16 protein-coding genes are annotated in these 15,896 nt (G+C 73.1%); 4 read left to right on the top strand and 12 right to left on the bottom strand.

The window, feature by feature from the left end:
- Positions 1–52: 52 nt before the first annotated feature.
- Genes AB0C78_RS10680 through AB0C78_RS10660 form a run of 5 tightly spaced genes read right to left on the bottom strand, consistent with a single transcriptional unit; the run spans position 53 to position 4,594 of the window.
- Positions 53–865 carry an SDR family oxidoreductase gene (locus AB0C78_RS10680; protein ID WP_360744941.1) on the bottom strand — a complete coding sequence of 271 codons (813 nt, stop codon included), beginning with the start codon at positions 863–865 and terminating at the stop codon, positions 53–55.
- Positions 858–1,322: a nuclear transport factor 2 family protein gene (locus AB0C78_RS10675; RefSeq protein ID WP_360744938.1), complete on the bottom strand. Its 465-nt coding sequence runs from the start codon at positions 1,320–1,322 to the stop codon at positions 858–860. The genes AB0C78_RS10680 and AB0C78_RS10675 overlap by 8 nt, the downstream gene beginning before the upstream one ends.
- Complete coding sequence (locus tag AB0C78_RS10670; RefSeq protein WP_360744934.1) at positions 1,319–2,200, bottom strand: LLM class F420-dependent oxidoreductase; 882 nt, start codon at positions 2,198–2,200, stop codon at positions 1,319–1,321. Before AB0C78_RS10670 ends, AB0C78_RS10675 begins: the two co-directional genes overlap by 4 nt.
- A complete protein-coding gene (locus tag AB0C78_RS10665; RefSeq protein ID WP_360744931.1) occupies positions 2,197–3,681 on the bottom strand; it encodes an FAD-dependent oxidoreductase in 1,485 nt (494 codons plus the stop codon). The genes AB0C78_RS10670 and AB0C78_RS10665 overlap by 4 nt, the downstream gene beginning before the upstream one ends.
- Before the next feature lie 4 nt (positions 3,682–3,685).
- Positions 3,686–4,594: a VOC family protein gene (locus AB0C78_RS10660; RefSeq protein WP_360744928.1), complete on the bottom strand. Its 909-nt coding sequence runs from the start codon at positions 4,592–4,594 to the stop codon at positions 3,686–3,688.
- 147 nt (positions 4,595–4,741) lie between these two features.
- On the opposite strand from AB0C78_RS10660, the gene AB0C78_RS10655 reads away from it, so the two are divergent.
- Complete coding sequence (locus tag AB0C78_RS10655; RefSeq protein ID WP_360744925.1) at positions 4,742–5,569, top strand: SDR family NAD(P)-dependent oxidoreductase; 828 nt, start codon at positions 4,742–4,744, stop codon at positions 5,567–5,569.
- A gap of 66 nt (positions 5,570–5,635) precedes the next feature.
- Here AB0C78_RS10655 and AB0C78_RS10650 read toward each other — a convergent pair whose 3' ends face one another.
- The 4 genes from AB0C78_RS10650 to AB0C78_RS10635 are packed head-to-tail and all read right to left on the bottom strand — an operon-like array spanning position 5,636 to position 10,462.
- Positions 5,636–6,820: an acyl-CoA dehydrogenase family protein gene (locus AB0C78_RS10650; RefSeq protein WP_360744922.1), complete on the bottom strand. Its 1,185-nt coding sequence runs from the start codon at positions 6,818–6,820 to the stop codon at positions 5,636–5,638.
- Between the two features lie 20 nt (positions 6,821–6,840).
- Entirely contained in the window at positions 6,841–7,866 is a 1,026-nt protein-coding gene (locus tag AB0C78_RS10645) for a ferredoxin--NADP reductase (protein ID WP_360744919.1), read from the bottom strand.
- Positions 7,863–9,596: an FAD-binding protein gene (locus AB0C78_RS10640; protein WP_360744916.1), complete on the bottom strand. Its 1,734-nt coding sequence runs from the start codon at positions 9,594–9,596 to the stop codon at positions 7,863–7,865. Before AB0C78_RS10640 ends, AB0C78_RS10645 begins: the two co-directional genes overlap by 4 nt.
- Entirely contained in the window at positions 9,593–10,462 is an 870-nt protein-coding gene (locus AB0C78_RS10635; protein ID WP_360744913.1) for an alpha/beta fold hydrolase, read from the bottom strand. Before AB0C78_RS10635 ends, AB0C78_RS10640 begins: the two co-directional genes overlap by 4 nt.
- A gap of 236 nt (positions 10,463–10,698) precedes the next feature.
- Here AB0C78_RS10635 and AB0C78_RS10630 point away from each other — a divergent pair, with 236 nt between their 5' ends.
- Complete coding sequence (locus AB0C78_RS10630; RefSeq protein ID WP_151540857.1) at positions 10,699–11,298, top strand: flavin reductase family protein; 600 nt, start codon at positions 10,699–10,701, stop codon at positions 11,296–11,298.
- 54 nt (positions 11,299–11,352) lie between these two features.
- Here the strand turns inward: AB0C78_RS10630 and AB0C78_RS10625 are convergent, their stop codons facing one another.
- A complete protein-coding gene (locus AB0C78_RS10625) occupies positions 11,353–12,246 on the bottom strand; it encodes an IclR family transcriptional regulator (protein WP_360744909.1) in 894 nt (297 codons plus the stop codon).
- A gap of 177 nt (positions 12,247–12,423) precedes the next feature.
- On the opposite strand from AB0C78_RS10625, the gene AB0C78_RS10620 reads away from it, so the two are divergent.
- Together AB0C78_RS10620 and AB0C78_RS10615 are read left to right on the top strand one after the other, a co-directional pair.
- Positions 12,424–13,299 (top strand): LLM class F420-dependent oxidoreductase, encoded by an 876-nt coding sequence (locus AB0C78_RS10620; protein ID WP_360744906.1) that lies wholly within the window; start codon positions 12,424–12,426, stop codon positions 13,297–13,299.
- Positions 13,296–13,790, top strand: a complete 495-nt coding sequence (locus AB0C78_RS10615; RefSeq protein ID WP_360744903.1) for a nuclear transport factor 2 family protein — start codon at positions 13,296–13,298, stop codon at positions 13,788–13,790. Before AB0C78_RS10620 ends, AB0C78_RS10615 begins: the two co-directional genes overlap by 4 nt.
- 48 nt (positions 13,791–13,838) lie before the next feature.
- Here AB0C78_RS10615 and AB0C78_RS10610 read toward each other — a convergent pair whose 3' ends face one another.
- Together AB0C78_RS10610 and AB0C78_RS10605 are read right to left on the bottom strand one after the other, a co-directional pair.
- On the bottom strand, positions 13,839–14,894 hold the full coding sequence (locus AB0C78_RS10610; protein WP_360744900.1) for a phosphotransferase: 1,056 nt from the start codon (positions 14,892–14,894) through the stop codon (positions 13,839–13,841).
- Positions 14,891–15,871 carry a hypothetical protein gene (locus tag AB0C78_RS10605; RefSeq protein WP_360744897.1) on the bottom strand — a complete coding sequence of 327 codons (981 nt, stop codon included), beginning with the start codon at positions 15,869–15,871 and terminating at the stop codon, positions 14,891–14,893. Before AB0C78_RS10605 ends, AB0C78_RS10610 begins: the two co-directional genes overlap by 4 nt.
- Between the last annotated feature and the right edge of the window lie 25 nt (positions 15,872–15,896).

The raw sequence follows: 15,896 nt of genomic DNA, 5'->3' as shown, positions 1-15,896 counted from the left end.
CGACCACCGCCCGCCCCGGCCACGCCCCGCGTCCCACTCACCGGGACCCGGGTCAGGCGCGGTGGGGGCGGTTCGTCCAGCCCTGGTCGTCGGCGCGGACGAACCAGCCGGACGCGGCGAGCGTGCCGCCGTCGACCGGGATCGTGTGGCCGGTGACGAAGCGGGCGTCATCAGAGGCGAGGAACGCGACGACGGCCGCGTAGTCGTCCGGCTCACCGAACCGGGCGAGCGGCACCCAAGTGTGCTCAAGGCCCTCGTCGTAGCCGCGCCGCATCCACGCGACCGGCGTCTGCTCCGTGTTGGCGAGGTCGGGCGCGATCGCGTTGACGCGGACGCCGTGCCGGCCGACCGCGACCGCGAGGCTGCGGGTGAACGCCGACACGCCCGCGTTGAACGCCGAGTACACCGGGTGCTGCGGGATCCCGCGGAACGCCTCGACGGTCGAGTTGTTGACGATGCTCCCGACCTTCTGCTCGATCATCGTGGGCAGGAGCGCATGGGTCAGCTTGAAGACGTGCAGCAGGTTCAGCTCGTAGAGCCGCTGCCACTGCTCCGGCGTGCTGTCCTGGAAGGACGGGGCCGACGGGCGGAAGTCGCCGACGTTGTTGACCAGCACGTCCACACGGCCGTGCTCCAGCGCGGCGGCCGTCACCCGCGCGACCGTGTCGTCCTCGACGATGTCGCCGATCACGGTGACGCAGCGCCCGCCGGACGCCTCGATGTCGCGCCGCGCGCGCTCGGCGGCGTCCGCGTCGATGTCGTTGAGGACGACGAGGTCGCCGCCGGCGGCGAGGCGGCGGGAGATCGCTCCCCCGATGCCGAGCGCGCCGCCGGTGACGACGCTGATCCGGGTGCCGTCAGCCATCGCGGCGCCTCCGGACCGGCCTGGTCTCGATCGAGTCGATGCGCTGCTCGCGCCGGGCGATCCGCCACGTCCCGCCGTCGAGCCGGTAGGCGTCGGTGTAGCGGCAGTTCCACACGAGGTCGGACGTCGTACCGTCGTCGCGTTCGGTCAGGTGGTGCGCGACGCAGGCGATCTCCCCGGTGGCCGTGCCGGGTTCGGTGCCCGCGTCGAAGACCTGCCCGACGAGGGCGTGGAACGTGACCGGGATGCCGTTCAGCGCCGAGAGCGTCGCTGTGATCTCGGTACGTCCGGTGAAGGTGCGCACCGGGTCGAGCACGTCGGGGGCGGACGGCAGGACGAGCACCGCGTCGTCGGTGAACAGCCCCGCCATCGCGTCGATGTCGCGGCGGTCGGCGTACAGGGCGTAGCGGGCGACCAGATCACCGAGGGCGATCCGGTCGCCGGTTCCCAGCGTCATGACAGGCCGAGGCGCTGGGCGCACGCCGACAGCTCGTCCTTCGCCTCGTTCAGGTCCGTCGTCACGGTCCCGCGCAGGACGAGCCGTCCCGCGCCCAGGTCGCCGAGCCGTCCCGCCTTCTCCGGAGTGACCGCCGAAAGCGAATGGCCGAGCGTGAGCTCCAGCGCGTCCGGGTCGCGGCCGTTCTTCTCCGCCTCCTCGCGCATCAGCGCGACCAGGCCGCGCAGCTCGTCGCCCGCGACGCCGAGCGGCTGGAGGCCGTCGCCGTACCGGCCGGCGCGCCGCGCCGCCGCCTTCGTGTGGCCGCCGACGTGGATCGGCACGCCGCCGTCCTGCACCGGCTTCGGGTAGCTCATCGCGCCCTTGAACCGGAAGAACTCGCCGTCGTGCGACGCGCCCTCCGGCCCCGTCTCCGCCCACAGCTTCCGCAGCACCTGGAGCTGCTCGTCGCCGCGCCGGCCGCGCGAGTCGAAGTCGGCGCCGCACGCCTCGATCTCCTCGCGCATCCAGCCCATGCCGACGACCAGCCGCAGCCGCCCGCCGGACAGCGCGTCGACCGTCGCGAGCCGCTTGGCCAGCACCACCGGATGGTGGTTCGGCAGGACGAGCACGCCCGTGGCCAGCCCGATCCGGCTGGTCCGGCCGGCGAGGAACGCCAGCAGGTCCAGCGGATCGGGGATGTCCAGGTCGTCCGCCAGCTCCATCTTCCCCGAGCTGTCGTAGGGGTAGACGGAGGAGTAGCCGCTCGCCACCACCGCGTGCTCGACCGCGCCGACGGACTCGTAACCGCAGTCCTCGGCGTGCCGGACGTACTCCCCGATCCACGCGGGATCGGCGGTCACGCCCGCCGCGACCGGCAGCAGGACGGCGTACTTCATGCATTCTCCTCGTTCGTCGATGCGGCGGCGCGTCCGGCGCGGCGGCCGAAGAACGTGCCGTCGCCGAGGGACGTCCCGCTGACGTACCCCTCGCCGTGCATGCCGGACGCGGCGCGGCCCGCCGCGTACAGGCCCGGCACCGGCTCGCCCGAGTTGTTCAGGACCTCGCCGTCGACCGTGGTGTGCAGCCCGCCGAGCGTGAAACCGGACGCGCCGCTCGCCGGCCCGCCGGTGCCGCCGAAGAAGCCCGCGCCCGGGTCGATCGCCGCGAACGGCGGCTTCAGCGGCCGCAGCCACTTCGGGTCCTTGTGGAAGTAGGGGTCCTCGCCGTTCGCGGCGTGCCGGTTGTACGTCTCGACCGTCGCCTCCAGCGCACCGGGCGGCATGCCGAGCGACTCCTCCAGCTCGGCGAGGGTCTCGGCGGCGTGCTTCGGCAGCACGCCCCACCGGTCCGCCTCGGGGACGGACTCGTACCCCTCCTCGTCGATGATCGTCCAGTAGGGGCCAGGCTGGTCGCGGACCGCGTGGACGCTCCAGTGCCCCGGGTAGACGTCCTCGTTGAGGAACCGGCGGCCGAGGCCGTCCACGAGCATGCCGCGGCAGACCATCGCGGGCAGCGCCGTCAGCGCGATCTCGACCACGCCCATCCGCCGGGTCGCGGCGCCGATCGCCGCCGCCATCCGGATCCCGGAGCCGTCGTCGAGGCCGTCGCTGACCTTGCCGTGCCCGAGCAGCACCGGCGCGTGGTCGGCGAGCATCTCCTCGTTGTCGACGAACCCGCCGGTCGTCAGCACCACCGCGCGCCGCGCCCGGTAGGTGACCCGCTCGCCGTACTTGCGGGCGACGAGCCCGGCGACGCGTCCGTCCCCGTCCAGGACGAGGTTGGACGCGACGGTGTCGACGTTCGTGACGGCGCCCGCCTCGGTCGCCGCCGCCGACAGCTTCTCCATCAGCACGGCCCCGCCGAACCCGCTCGCCGCCGGACGGTGCCCGCGCGGGACGGGACGCGCGACCGTGTTGTACGGCCAGGAGTTCTCGCCCAGCCACATCAGCCCGTCCTCCGACATGGGCATCCACGTCGGCTGGTCGTAGAAGCTGGGGTTGAACGTGACGCCGCACTCGCGGAACCACTCGAAGTGCTCGACGCTCCCGTCGCAGTACAGCCGGATCTTCGCGGTGTCGGCGTTCGGGCCGAGCGCCTTCACCAGGTAGGCGTACATGTTGTCGGGGTCGTCGTCGAAACCGCAGGCCTTCTGCACCTCGGTGCCGCCGCCGAGGTACAGCTCGCCGCCGGACTGCGCCGACGACCCGCCGGGCCCGCTCGCCCGCTCCAGCACCAGCACGTCCGCGCCGGCGCGCGCCGCCTCGAAGGCCGCCGCCGCGCCCGCGCAGCCGAACCCGGCGACGAGCACGTCGCACTCGTGGTCGAACGCGCCGATCTCCGCGAGCGGGACGGGCTCGACCGAGGAACGAGGGCTCACCGGCTCACTTCCCGGGCGGGACGAAGGCGGCCAGCGGCTCGGACCCCGACCAGTCGTGGCCCCAGTAGCTGTCCTTGGTGATCTCTTCGGCGGTGTAGTACGCCTCGTCGACGAGCATGCCCTCGCAGCCGTACTCGATGTCCCAGCCGCCGGGGGCGCGCACGTAGAACGACACCATCTTGTCGTTGGTGTGCCGGCCGAGCGTCGAGGAGATCGAGAAGCCGCGCTCCTTCACCGCGTCGAGCGCGATGCCGACCGCGTCGAGGGTGTCGACCTCCACCATCAGGTGGACGAGGCCGGGCGCGCCGTCGTGCGGGGCCGGGCAGATCGCGGCGCTGTGGTGCCGCTGGTTGACGCCCATGAAGCGGATCCGCACGGGGCCGCCGCCGACCTTCATCGCGCCGCGCGGCAGGAAGCCGAGGACCTCGTTGTAGAACGTGACGGTCTCGGCGAAGTTCGGGGTGGGCAGCACCACGTGGCCCATGCCCATCGCGCCGGTGACGAACTTCTGCGCGAACCCGGTGCGCAGCGGGCTGTGGTCCAGGACGGGGCCGAAGAACACCTCGACGGGCGTGCCGCCGGGGTCGGTGAACGCGATGACCTCCTCGGCGTCGCGCTCGGCGGACTCCTTCGCGGTCAGCGTCGTCACGGCGGTGCCGGACTTCTCGACGGCCTCGCGGACGGCGGCGAGCGCGTACTGGTCGCGGACCTCCCAGCCGACGGCGAGCACCTTGTCGGAGTCGCCGGGCACCAGCTGCAGGCGGGACCGGCGCTCGTCCATACGCAGGTACAGGCCGTCCGGGTCGGGGCCGCCGCCCTCGGCGAACCCGAGCCCGTCGAGGGCGAACTCGCGCCAGCGGTCGATGTGCTGGGTCTGGACCTTCAGATAGCCCAGCCCTCGGATGTGCGTCACTGTCCTCGGTCCCTTCGGTGTCGCGGCCCGTACGGCGGCGCGGCCGACGCGGCGGCCGCCTCCGTCAACCTGCCAAATCCGCCGGGGCGCTGCGGAGACCTTCCCGCTCAGTGAGAGTCTTTCGCCGTGACTCACCAAGGAGGTCGGATGGCGAAGGTCGCGCTCGTCACGGGGGCCAGCCGCGGGATCGGGCGGCGGACGGCACTGGCGCTCGCGGGCGCCGGGTACGACGTCGCGTTCACGGCGCGGACCGTCGAGGAGGGGCAGGGCACGATCCCGCCCCGCTACGGGCACGCGGACGCGATCCCCGTGCCGGGCAGCCTGGCGCGGACGCGTGCGGAGATCGAGGCGCTCGGCGTGCGGGCGCTGCCCGTCCGGATGGACCTGCTCGACCGGGCGAGCGTGACGGCCGCCGCGGCGACGGTCCTGGACGCGTGGGGCCGCGTGGACGTCCTGGTCAACAACGCGGTGGCGCACCTCGCGGGCACCCATGAGCGGTTCCTCGACCTGGACGTCGACGTCGCCGAGCAGGTCATGACGGGCAACTACCTCAACCAGATCGCGCTGATCCAGGCGGTGCTGCCGGCGATGCTGGAGCGCGGCGCCGGGACGATCGTGAACCTGTGCTCGGGGTCGGCGACCAGCGACCCGCCGGGGCCGCCCGGCGAGGGCGGCTGGGGCGTGGCGTACGCGGCGTCCAAGGCGGCGTTCGGCCGGCTCGCGGGCGCGGTCAACGCCGAGTACCAGGGCCGCGGGATCCGCGCGTTCAACCTCGACCCCGGCTTCGTGATCACCGACGCGGGCGCGGCGCGCGGCGGCCTCACCACGCTGCAGGACGAGGGGTTCGAGGCGACGCCGGAGGAGGCGCCCGGCGCCGCCGTCGTCTGGCTCGTCACCGCGCCGGACGCCGACGCCCTCCTCGGCCGGGTGATCTGGACGCCGAAGCTCGTCGCCGAGCGCGGCCTCCTCGGCTGAGGAGCGCGGCGCGCCGCCCCCTCGGGACGGCGGCGGGGCGGCACGCCGCGAGAACCGCCGGACGGCTCAGATCATCGAGCGCATCGGGCCCTGCGGGGGCTCGATGTCGAGGTCGGTGAGCGCGGAGACGTGGTAGACCGAGCCGGGGACGTGGATGGCGTGCGCGAGCCCGACGTGCGCGTCCCGCCAGAACCGCTGGATCGGGTTGTCGGTGCGCATCGCGTTGCCGCCCGACCGCACGACGATCTCGTTCATCGCGTGCACGGCGCGCCACGCGGCGCGGACCTGGGTGCGGCGGCCCGCCGCCCGGTCGGCGAAGCTGATCTCCTCGCCGGCCGCGACCCGGTCGTACATCCGCGAGCAGTTGTCCAGCAGCGCGGTCCGGGACGCCTTGATCTCCTCGGCCGCCTCGCTGATCGCGTACAGCACGTACGGGTCGTCCTTGATCTTCGTGCCGGTGATCTGGACGCGGTTGCGCTGGTAGGCGAGGTGGTGGTGCAGCGCGCCCTCGGCGATGCCGATCACGGCGGCGGTGATGCCGAGCGGGAACACGCACGAGAACGGCATCAGGTAGGCCGGGTTGGTCAGCCCCGCCTCGCGCGGCGCCGACCCGTCCACGACCTTGTCGTACCAGAGCGTCCGGTACGACGGGACGAACGCGTCCTTGACGATGATGTCCTTGCTGCCGGTGCCCTTGAGGCCCGCGACGTCCCAGGAGTCGGCGACGATCTCGTAGTCCGAGCGCGGCAGGATCAGGTGCAGCGACCGCGGCGGCTGCGCCATCTTCCCGTCCTCGTCGCCGAGCATCCCGCCGAGGAAGATCCAGTCGCAGTGGTCGGTGCCGGAGGAGAACTGCCAGCGGCCGTTGAAGACGTACCCGCCGTCGACCGGCCGGGCGATGCCCATCGGCGCGTACGGGGACGCGATCCACGTGTCGGGGTCCTGGCCCCAGATCTCCTCGCGGACCTTCGGGTCGGCGTAGGCCATCTCCCACGGGTGGACGCCGACGATCCCGGCGACCCAGCCGGTCGAGCCGTCGAGGGAGGCGATCCCCATCACCGTCTCGGCGAACTCGCGCGGGTGCGCCTCGAGCCCGCCGTGCGCGCGGGGCTGCAGCTGGCGGATCGCACCGGAGTCGCGCAGCGCCTTGGCGGCCTGGTCGTCCAGCCGGCCGAGCGACTCGTTGGACGGGCCGAGCGCGCGGATCTCCTCCGCCCGCTCCATCATCGCGTCGAGCACGGGATTGGTCATCAAGTCCTCCGATGTGTCCGTCAGCCGTCGTAGCTGATCCTGAGCCGGTCGCTGACCGGCCTCGCCTGGCAGGCGAGGATGAGGCCGTCGGCGAGATCCTGCTCGTCGAGGACCGAGTTGGCGTCGAGCGCGACCTCGCCTTCCAGGGCCACGCAGGCGCAGGCGGAGCAGTTGCCCTCCCGGCACGAGAACGGGGCGTCGACGCCCGCGCGCAGCAGCGCGTCGAGCAGCAGCTGCGAGCGCGGCCACGGCACCGTCCGGGTCTCGCCGTCGATCTCCACCTCGACCTCGGCGGCGTCCGCGTCGCCGGCCTCGGCCGGCTCGGCCTCGTCCGGCTCCTCGAACGGGTCGCCGGTCAGCGAGAAGAAGCGTTCGACGTTCACCCGCATGCCGAGGCCGGTCAGCGCCGCCTCCGCCATGTCCATGAACACGCCGGGGCCGCACACGAACGCCTCCCGGCCGGTGAAGTGCCGGGCGAGCGAGTGGAACGCGGCGGGCGTCGGCAGGCCCTGCACCGACTCCAGCCAGTGCACGACCGTGAGCCGCTCGCCATGCTTCTCGGTGAGCTCGCGCAACTCACCGGCGAAGATCACCGAGCGTTCGTCCCGGTTGGCGTACAGCAGCGTGACGGTGCCGGTGCCGCCCGCGAGGACCGACTTCAGGATCGACATCACCGGGGTGATGCCGCTGCCGCCCGCGACGAGCAGCAGGTCCTCGTCCAGCGAGTGCGGGGTGAACGCGCCGGCGGGCCGCAGCACCTCCAGCACGTCGCCCGCGGCGACGTTGTCGCAGATCCAGTTGGACCCGATCCCCTCGGCGACCCGCTTCACGGTCACCTTGAGCCGCTCGTCGCAGACCGGCGAGCTGCACAGCGAGTACGAGCGCGCGACCCAGCCGTCCCCGGCGGGCACCCGGACCGTGAGGAACTGGCCGGGCCGGTAGTGGAACCGGCCCTCCTCGCCCTCCGCGGGTTCCAGGACGAGCGAGTTCGCGTCGGGCGTCTCCCGGACGACCTCGACGACGCGCGCCTTGAGCGATGCGGTCATGCCCGTCCCGAAGCCTTGTCCCCGCCCACCGTGTCCCCGCCCGCCGTGCCGAGACCGGCGGCGTGCCGGGCCGCGATGTAGCCGAACACGATGGACGGGCCGATGGTCGCGCCCGGGCCGGCGTACTCGTTGCCCATCACCGACGACGACGAGTTCCCCGTCACGTAGAGCCCGTCGATCACCGAGCCGTCCTCGCGCAGCACGCGGGCGTGCTCGTCGGAGACGAGGCCGCCCTTGGTGCCGAGGTCGCCGACCTCCAGCCGGAACGCGTAGTACGGCGCGGTCTCCAGCGGGTCGAGGTTCGGGTTCTTCAGGTTCGGGTCGCCGTAGTAGTGGTCGTAGGCGGAGTCGCCGCGGCCGAAGTCGGGGTCCTTGCCGTCGCGGGCGTACCCGTTGAACGTGCGGACGGTCTCCTCCAGCGCGTCCGCCGGGACGCCGATCTTCTCCGCCAGCTCCTTCAGCGAGTCCGCCTTGAACGCGATGCCCTTGTCGTAGAACGCCTTCGGGATCGGCGCGCCCGGCAGGATCTGCGCGAACGGGTAGCGGGCGCGGGCCTTGGCGTCCATCACGAAGAAGGCGGGGACGTGCCCGCCCTCCAGCTGGTCGTGGACGAAGTTGACGTACGGGGCGGCCTCGTTGGTGAACCGCCGGCCCTCCGCGTTCACGATGACCTGCCGCGGGATGGCGCGCTCGGACACCAGCGGGATCACCGCGCCGAGCGGGTGCCGGACGGCCGGCATCCACCACGCGTCGTCCATCAGGTCGATCGCGGCGCCGAGGCCCTCACCGAGCCGGATGCCGTCGCCGGTGTTCTCGCGGGCGCCCATGGCGAAGTCCTCCTGGCCGCCCTTGGGCAGGTACTTGTCCCGCATCTCCTGGTTGTGGTCGAACCCGCCGGTCGCCAGGAGCACGCCCTTCGTACCGCGGATCCGCAGCGTCCTGCCGTCGCGGGTCTGCGCGACCACCCCGATCACGCGGCCGTCGCCGTCGGTGACCAGCTCGGTCATCGCGGTCTTCAGCCACAACGGGATGCCGGCGTCCTTCAGCGCCATCCGCATCCGCGCGACGAGCGCGCGCCCGCCGGTCGCCATGTGCCGGCGCCGGACCATGTTGGACGACACGCGCCACGCCGCGACCAGCGACGCGCGCCGGCCGGCCCACGTCCGCTTGGCCATCGCGAGGTCGTGGTAGTCCTTCGCGGTCACCCAGAGCCCGAGCGGGCCCTTCATGTTGTTCGGCCGCTGGTACTGCTCGTCCTCGCCGAGCTTGCGGGTGTCGAACGGCTTGGCCTCGATGGACCGGCCGAGCGGCCGCCCGCCCTCCAGCTCGGGGTGGTAGTCGGCGTAGCCCTTCGTCCAGAAGAACTTCATCCACTTGCTGCGGCAGATGAGCTCCATCGCGGCGGGGCCGTTGTCGACGTAGGCGTCCAGCCGCGCCGCGGGGACCTTGCCCTCGGTGAGCAGGTCGAGGTAGCGGCGGATCGACTCGCGGCTGTCGTCGTGGCCGCGCGCCTTCAGCGTCGGGTTGTTCGGGATCCAGATGCCGCCGCCGGACAGCGCGGTGGACCCGCCGAACTTCTTGCCCTTCTCGATGATCAGCGGCTTGAGCCCGGCGTCGTGCGCGGTGAGCGCGGCGGCCATGCCGCCGCCTCCGCTGCCGACGATGACGAGGTCGTACTCGCCGTCCCAGGCGGCCTCCTCGCCCGCGCTCTTCCGCTCGCCGCCGCTCACGACTCGTCCTTACGGGTCAGGAAGGCCAGCACCGCGCTCTCCCAGGCGGCCTTCTGCTCGATCATCACCCAGTGCCCGCAGTTCGGGAAGATGTTGACCTGCACGTTCGGGATCGTCCGCATCGGGACGAGCATCATGTCGACGGGGCTGACCCGGTCGTCGCGCCCCCAGGTGATGAGGGTCTCGGCCTTCAGCCGGTGGAGCATCGCCCAGTAGGGCGGCTCGGGCGAGCGCGCCTGCATCTTGAAGTTCGCGGTCATCGCGGCCGTGGAATACATGCGGCGCGCGGAGGCGAGGGTGTCGGGGTCGGTGGCCTGCTGCCAGCGCTCCTCGATCAGCTCCTCGGTGACGATCTTCGGGTTGAAGACCATCGAGTGCAGCCACCGGACGAGGCCCTCGCGGGTCGGGTTGTCGGTGAACTCCATCAGCAGCTTGATGCCCTCGCCGGGGCCGGGACTGAAGATGTTGCGGCCGATCCCGCCGATGGTGACCAGCCGCCGCACCCGGTCGGGGTGCGCGAGGGCCATCTGGGTGCCGACGATGCCGCCCATCGAGTTGCCGATCACGTCGACCTGCTCCAGGCCGAGGCCGTCCAGAAAGCGGATCGCGGCGCCGGACGCGGCGGCCATCGGGTGCTCGTCGGTCGGGTCGCTCACGCCGAAGCCGGGGAACTCCAGCACCAGGCAGCGGAAGTGCTCGGCGAACCGCGCGAGGTTCCCGCGGAAGTTGCGCCAGCCCGTCACACCGGGGCCCGAGCCGTGCAGCATCAGCAGCGGCGGCCCGTCGCCGGCCTCGTGATAGCGCAGGACGCCCTGGTCCGTGGCGAGTTCGCGCAAGGTCGACTCGTAGGTCAGCTCCGTGGGCATGTTCTCAGTCCTTCTGGGTGGCTTGCCGGAAACCTAACGGGCGTTTGGTCGGGACCGTCCAGTGCATTCCCGATCAGCGGGACGTTCGCCGGAGGGGCGCCGCGAAGCCCCGCTTGACGGCGTGAGCGGCGCGGGCTTCCACTCATTGGGATCCGGGGGCGCGCGCGGCGCCGCGCGTGCCTACCTTCCGGTGCATCGAGACCGGCGACAGCGCCCGACAGCCGCGAGGTGACCTCATGCCAGCAGAGCCAGCGCTCACCGCAGAGACCGGCGGGCCCGCGGGGCCCGCGGACTCCCCCGACCCCCTGGAGTTCCGGCGGGCGATGGCGGAGTTCGCCACCGGCGTCACCGTGGTGACCGCGCTCGACGGCGACGAGCCCGTCGGGTTCGCCTGCCAGTCGTTCGCGTCGGTGTCGCTCGAACCGCCGCTGATCCTGTTCTGCGCGGACCGGCGCGGCCGGTCGTGGCCGCGGATCCGCTCCGCCGGGCGGTTCTGCGTGAACGTCCTCGGCGAGGAGCAGGCCGACCTGTGCGCCCGCTTCGGGTCGAGCCGCGGCCTGAAGTACGAGGGGCTCGACTGGGACCTGTCCCCGCACGGCACCCCCCAGCTCCGCGACGTGCTGCTGAACGTGCACGCGGCCGTCCACGACGTGCACGAGGCCGGCGACCACGACGTGGTGATCGGCCGGGTCCTGTCGGTCCGGGTGCACGAGGCGCCGGGCGGGGTGTGGCGGCGCCCGATGCTGTTCTTCCGCAGCCGGTTCGGCGTGCACCCGCCGGAGGTGCCGTTCGCCCCGGACCCGTGGGGCGAGGGCGACCGCTGGGGCTGGGGCTGAGTTCACCCGGATTCTCGGGTTCATCCGGATTCTCGGGTCACCCGGATCCGCGGGTCACATCCAGTCGCCGCGGCCGTCGACGGCGAGCAGCCGGTTCATGGTGGCGGCGGACCAGGTGTGCTCCGGGACGGGGCGGTCGGCGTGCGTGCGGCGGGTCCGGCCGCCGCGTCCGGCCGCCGCGGAGCCGGGGAACAGCACCTGCGCGGTCTCGCGGGCGGCGGTGACGACGAGCGGCGCGACGTTCTCCAGCGGCGTGTGGATGTCGCCGACCAGGGAGATCCCGGCGACCGGGCCCTCGGCGCCGCGGATCGCGGCGGCCACGCAGGCGATGCCGGGGAACGACTCGCCGCGCTCGAACGCCAGGCCGCGGCGCTGCCGGACGCGGTGCAGCTCCTGGTGCAGGGTGCCGAGCTCGCCGATGGTGCGGCTGGTCAGCCGGGTGATGCCGGTGCCGAGCAGCGCGTCGACCTGCTCGGGCTCCAGCCAGGCGAGCATCGCCTTGCCGAGCGCGGTGGAGTGCGCGGGGGCGCGGCCGCCGACCCGGGACGGCACGGAGGCGGCGAGCCGCCCGCCGAGCTTGTCCAGGTAGAAGACCTCGGCGCCGTCCAGCACCGCGAGGTGCGCGACGAGCCCGGTGGTGACCTGCAGCTCGTGCAGGTACGGCGCGGCGGCCTCGCGGATCTTGCCGTGCCCGCCGTCCTGGCCGCCGAGGCCGAGCGCGCGCTGGCCGAGGCCGTAGCCGAAGGAGTGGTGGGCGAGCCACCGCTGCCGGACGAGCTGGTCGAGGATCCGGTGCGCGGTGGAGCGCGGCAGCCCGGTGCGGCGGGCCACGTCCTCCAGCGTGAGCCGGGCCGACGGCCCGTTGAAGGCGTCGAGGATCAGCGTCATCCGCTCGATCATCGACGGCGGCGCATCGCGCCGCACGGGCGCGGCCATGGTCTCGGTCATCGCACCTCCCGGGAACACGACTGAAATGAATTCTTGTTGAGTGGAATCTAGCAAGTCCTGGCGCGGACCGGAAGGGGTAGCGTCAGGCCAGGTCACGCAGGAGCAGCGGGGATCGGCCCGGAGCTCGGACGACGGCGGGGCCACGAGTAGAACGTTTTTCTGTCGAGAGGGGACGCGATGCATGTCGGCATCGTCACGCCGGTGGTGGCCCAGCCGCCGCCCGGGCACGCCGGCTGGGAGCGGGACGCCGGCATCGAGGAGATCGGGCGGATCGCCGAGACCGCCGACCGGCTCGGCTACCACCACCTGACCTGCAGCGAGCACGTCGCGGTGCCGGTCGAGGCGGCCGAGCAGCGCGGCGGCGTGTACTGGGACCCGCTCGCCACGTTCGGCTACCTCGCCGCCCGCACCGCCCGGATCCGGCTCGCCACGCAGGTGCTCGTGCTCGGCTACCACCACCCGCTCGCGATCGCCAAGCGGTACGGGACGCTCGACCGGATCAGCGGCGGCCGGCTCACGCTCGGCCTCGGCGTCGGCAGCCTGGAGGAGGAGTTCGACCTGCTCGGCGCCCCGTTCACCGGGCGCGGCGCGCGCGCGGACGACGCCATCGCCGCTCTGCGGGCGTCCCTGGCGAAGCGGGTGCCGGAGTACCACGGCGAGCACTACGACTTCTCCGGCATGGTCGTCGAACCGCACGCCGTCCAGGAGCACGTCCCGTTCTGGATCGGCGGCCGGACGGCCCGCTCCCTGCGCCGCGCGCTCGCCGCCGACGGGTGGGTGCCGTTCGGGCTGCCCCTCGCGCAGCTCGCCGGGATGCTCGCCGAGGCCGACGTCCCGGAGGGCTTCGACGTGGTGCTCGGCCCGTCCCGCCCCCTCGACCCGATCGGCGACGCCGAGGGCGCGGGCAAGGCGCTCGTCCGGCTGCGGGAGGCGGGCGCGACGATCGCCGGCGTCCGCATCACGGCGGAGTCGGCCACGCATTACTGCGAGCAGCTCGCCGCGCTCCGCGACCTCGCTGGCGCCTACGGCCTGACCTTTGGAGACACGCTGTGACCGACGTCGAGACCCGGCTCGCCGCCCTCGAGGACCGCCTCCGCGCCCTGGAGGACGAGCGGGAGATCACCCGGCTGATCCTGTCCTACGGGCCGCTGGTCGACAGCGGCTGCGCCGGGGCCGTCGCCGCCCTGTGGGACGAGGACGGCGTGTACGACGTGGACGAGCTGATGATGGACGGCCGTCCCGCGATCGACGCGATGGTCCGGTCCGCCGACCACCAGCGGTGGATCGCGGGCGGCTGCGCGCACTTCGTCGGCCCGCCGCACGTCACCGTCTCCGGCGACGAGGCGACCGCCGTCGGCTACACGCTGATGATCGTGAAGCGGGAGGGCGGGTTCACGCTGCGCCGCGCCACCGCCAACCACTGGACGCTGCACCGCACGCCCGCCGGCTGGAGCGTCACCAACCGGACGAACCGGGTGCTCGACGGGCGTCCCGAGTCCCCCGACCTGCTCGCCTCCCACTTCCCGGGCGCCGAACGCGTTTGACCCGGGCCTGCCGTGGCGCCCCCGGACGCGGGGCGCCACGGCGGGCCGTCAGGGCAGCAGCGACGCGGCGTCGAGGTCGAGCGCGTGGTGCGCGTGCCGCGTGGTCATCGTGCAGAACATCTCGTCGCCCCGGTCGGTGCGCTCGACCAGCATCGACGCGCCGATCGCCATCACGATGCCCTGGAACGCGTGCCGGCGGTAGCCGTCCCAGCAGTCGTCCCATGCCAGGTCCACGCCGCGTCCGGTGAGGGCGTCGTGGTAGCGGCGGACGAGCGCGCGCTCGTGCTCGCGCCGCGCCTCGACGGGCAGGCTGGAGCCGAGGAAGTACGCGAGGTCGGCGGCGCCCGGCCCGTACGCGCAGGTCTGCCAGTCCAGGACGACCGGGCGCGGCCCGCCGAACAGCAGGTTGTCGGCGCGGAAGTCGCCGTGCATGAGGGTGGACGCGCCGTCCCGCGCGGCGAGGTAGCCGCCCATCGCGGGCAGGAAGTCCTCGATCAGGCCGATGACCTCGGGTTCCAGCCGGTCCGCGTACCGCTCCTTGAAGCCCTCGTACAGGCCGGTCACCATCGCGGTGGTGAACTCGGCGGCCTCCGCGCTGTGCCGGTTCAGCCAGGGCAGCGCGGCAAGGTCCGGATCGTTCCACCCGGCGGCGTGCAGCGCGGCCATCTCGTCGACCGCCGCGGCGGCCTCGTCCGGCGAGACGCCCGCGAGCTGGTCGCCCGCCTGCGCGGGGGCGAGGTCCTGCAGCAGGACGACGTAGTCGTCCTTCTCGGCCTCGTAGGCGGAGAAGTAGCAGGCGGGCACGCTGGCGTCGAGGCCGCCCGCGATGCCCGCGTAGAAGCTCGCCTCCACCTCGTAGGTGCGGATCGCGCGGGCCGCGGCGCGGCTCGCCTCGTCCGCCGCCGGAACCTTCGCGATCATCGTGGCGGGCAGCCCGACGGGGCCGTCGTAGGTGAGGCGCAGGCGCAGGCTGTCGGAGACCTGGCCGGTGCCGACCGGCTCCGCGCCGACGGCGGTGACCGCCGCGCCGTCCAGGTCGCGCGCGAGCGCCTCGGTCAGCCACGACGCGGTCAGGTCGGCGCCGCCCGCGACCGGCCCGGTCACTCCGCGTCGCCTTCGGCGAGGTACGACCAGCCGTGGTCCTGCCAGCCGGGCGGCTGGTGCCATTCCGTCCAGCCGTGGCCGGTGCGCCCGTCCTCGGCGTCGAAGCGGCAGAGCGCGCGCGGGAAGTGCGCGGTGCGGCCGTCCGGCGAGACGACGGCGACGGGCGCGAACGCCAGCGGCGTCGCGGTCATCGGGACGCCCGGCACCCGCAGGTGCGACGACGCGGGCAGGTCGTCGTCGCCGAAGCGGGTCTCGGCGGAGAAGCCGTCGCGGTGCTCGATCTCGCCGCCCGGCGGCACCGCGAACGACGGCCACGGGATCGCGAACCCGATGTTGGCCTGCATGCAGTGGAAGAACGTGCCGTCGCCGAGCCGCCCGGACGACCAGAGCCACGACGTCTTCCACCAGTCGCGCTCGCCCCAGCTGTGGTCGCGCTCGCCGGGCGCGTCGACGGCGATGGTCTCGTCCCCGACCGTGACGGTGCCGGACACCGTGCACGGGATCTCGTAGCGCGGGATGTCCTTGTAGGGGTAGACGCCGCTGACGGTGTCCCATCGCAGGTCGAACGTGAGGCGCGTCGTCTCGGCGCCGGACGTGTCGCCGTACGCCGCCGTCGGGTCTGGCAGGATCGCGGCCTCGCCGTCCAGCCCGATCTTCACCGGCCCGAACGGCTCGCGGATGGTCTGCGTCGCGTCGTAGGTGCCGGTGTGCACGTCGGTCGTGCCCGGCTTGGGCAGCGGCGCGTCGTTGTCGGCGATCAGGACGAGCGGGCGGTCCTTCCCGGTGACGCACGCCCAGTACCAGGCGCGGTCCCAGTTCGGGTACAGGCCGAGCCGCACGTATCCGGCGACGGACCCGTCCGGGGCGGCGAAGTCGAAGTAGTAGGACTCGTTCCACAGCACCTCGGGCCCGGGCTCGTGCAGCCCCTCGTCCGCTGGCGTCAGCCGCCAGGTGCCATGCTCGATGATCTTCGCCATGGGCGAACCTCCGGGGGTGGTCGGG

It is taken from the genome of Actinomadura sp. NPDC048394 (assembly GCF_040651755.1).
GTDB classification, from domain to species: Bacteria; Actinomycetota; Actinomycetes; order Streptosporangiales; family Streptosporangiaceae; genus Spirillospora; species Spirillospora montaniterrae.
Note: the sequence above shows the minus strand (reverse complement) of the source record. Positions and strands in the feature narration are given on the sequence as shown.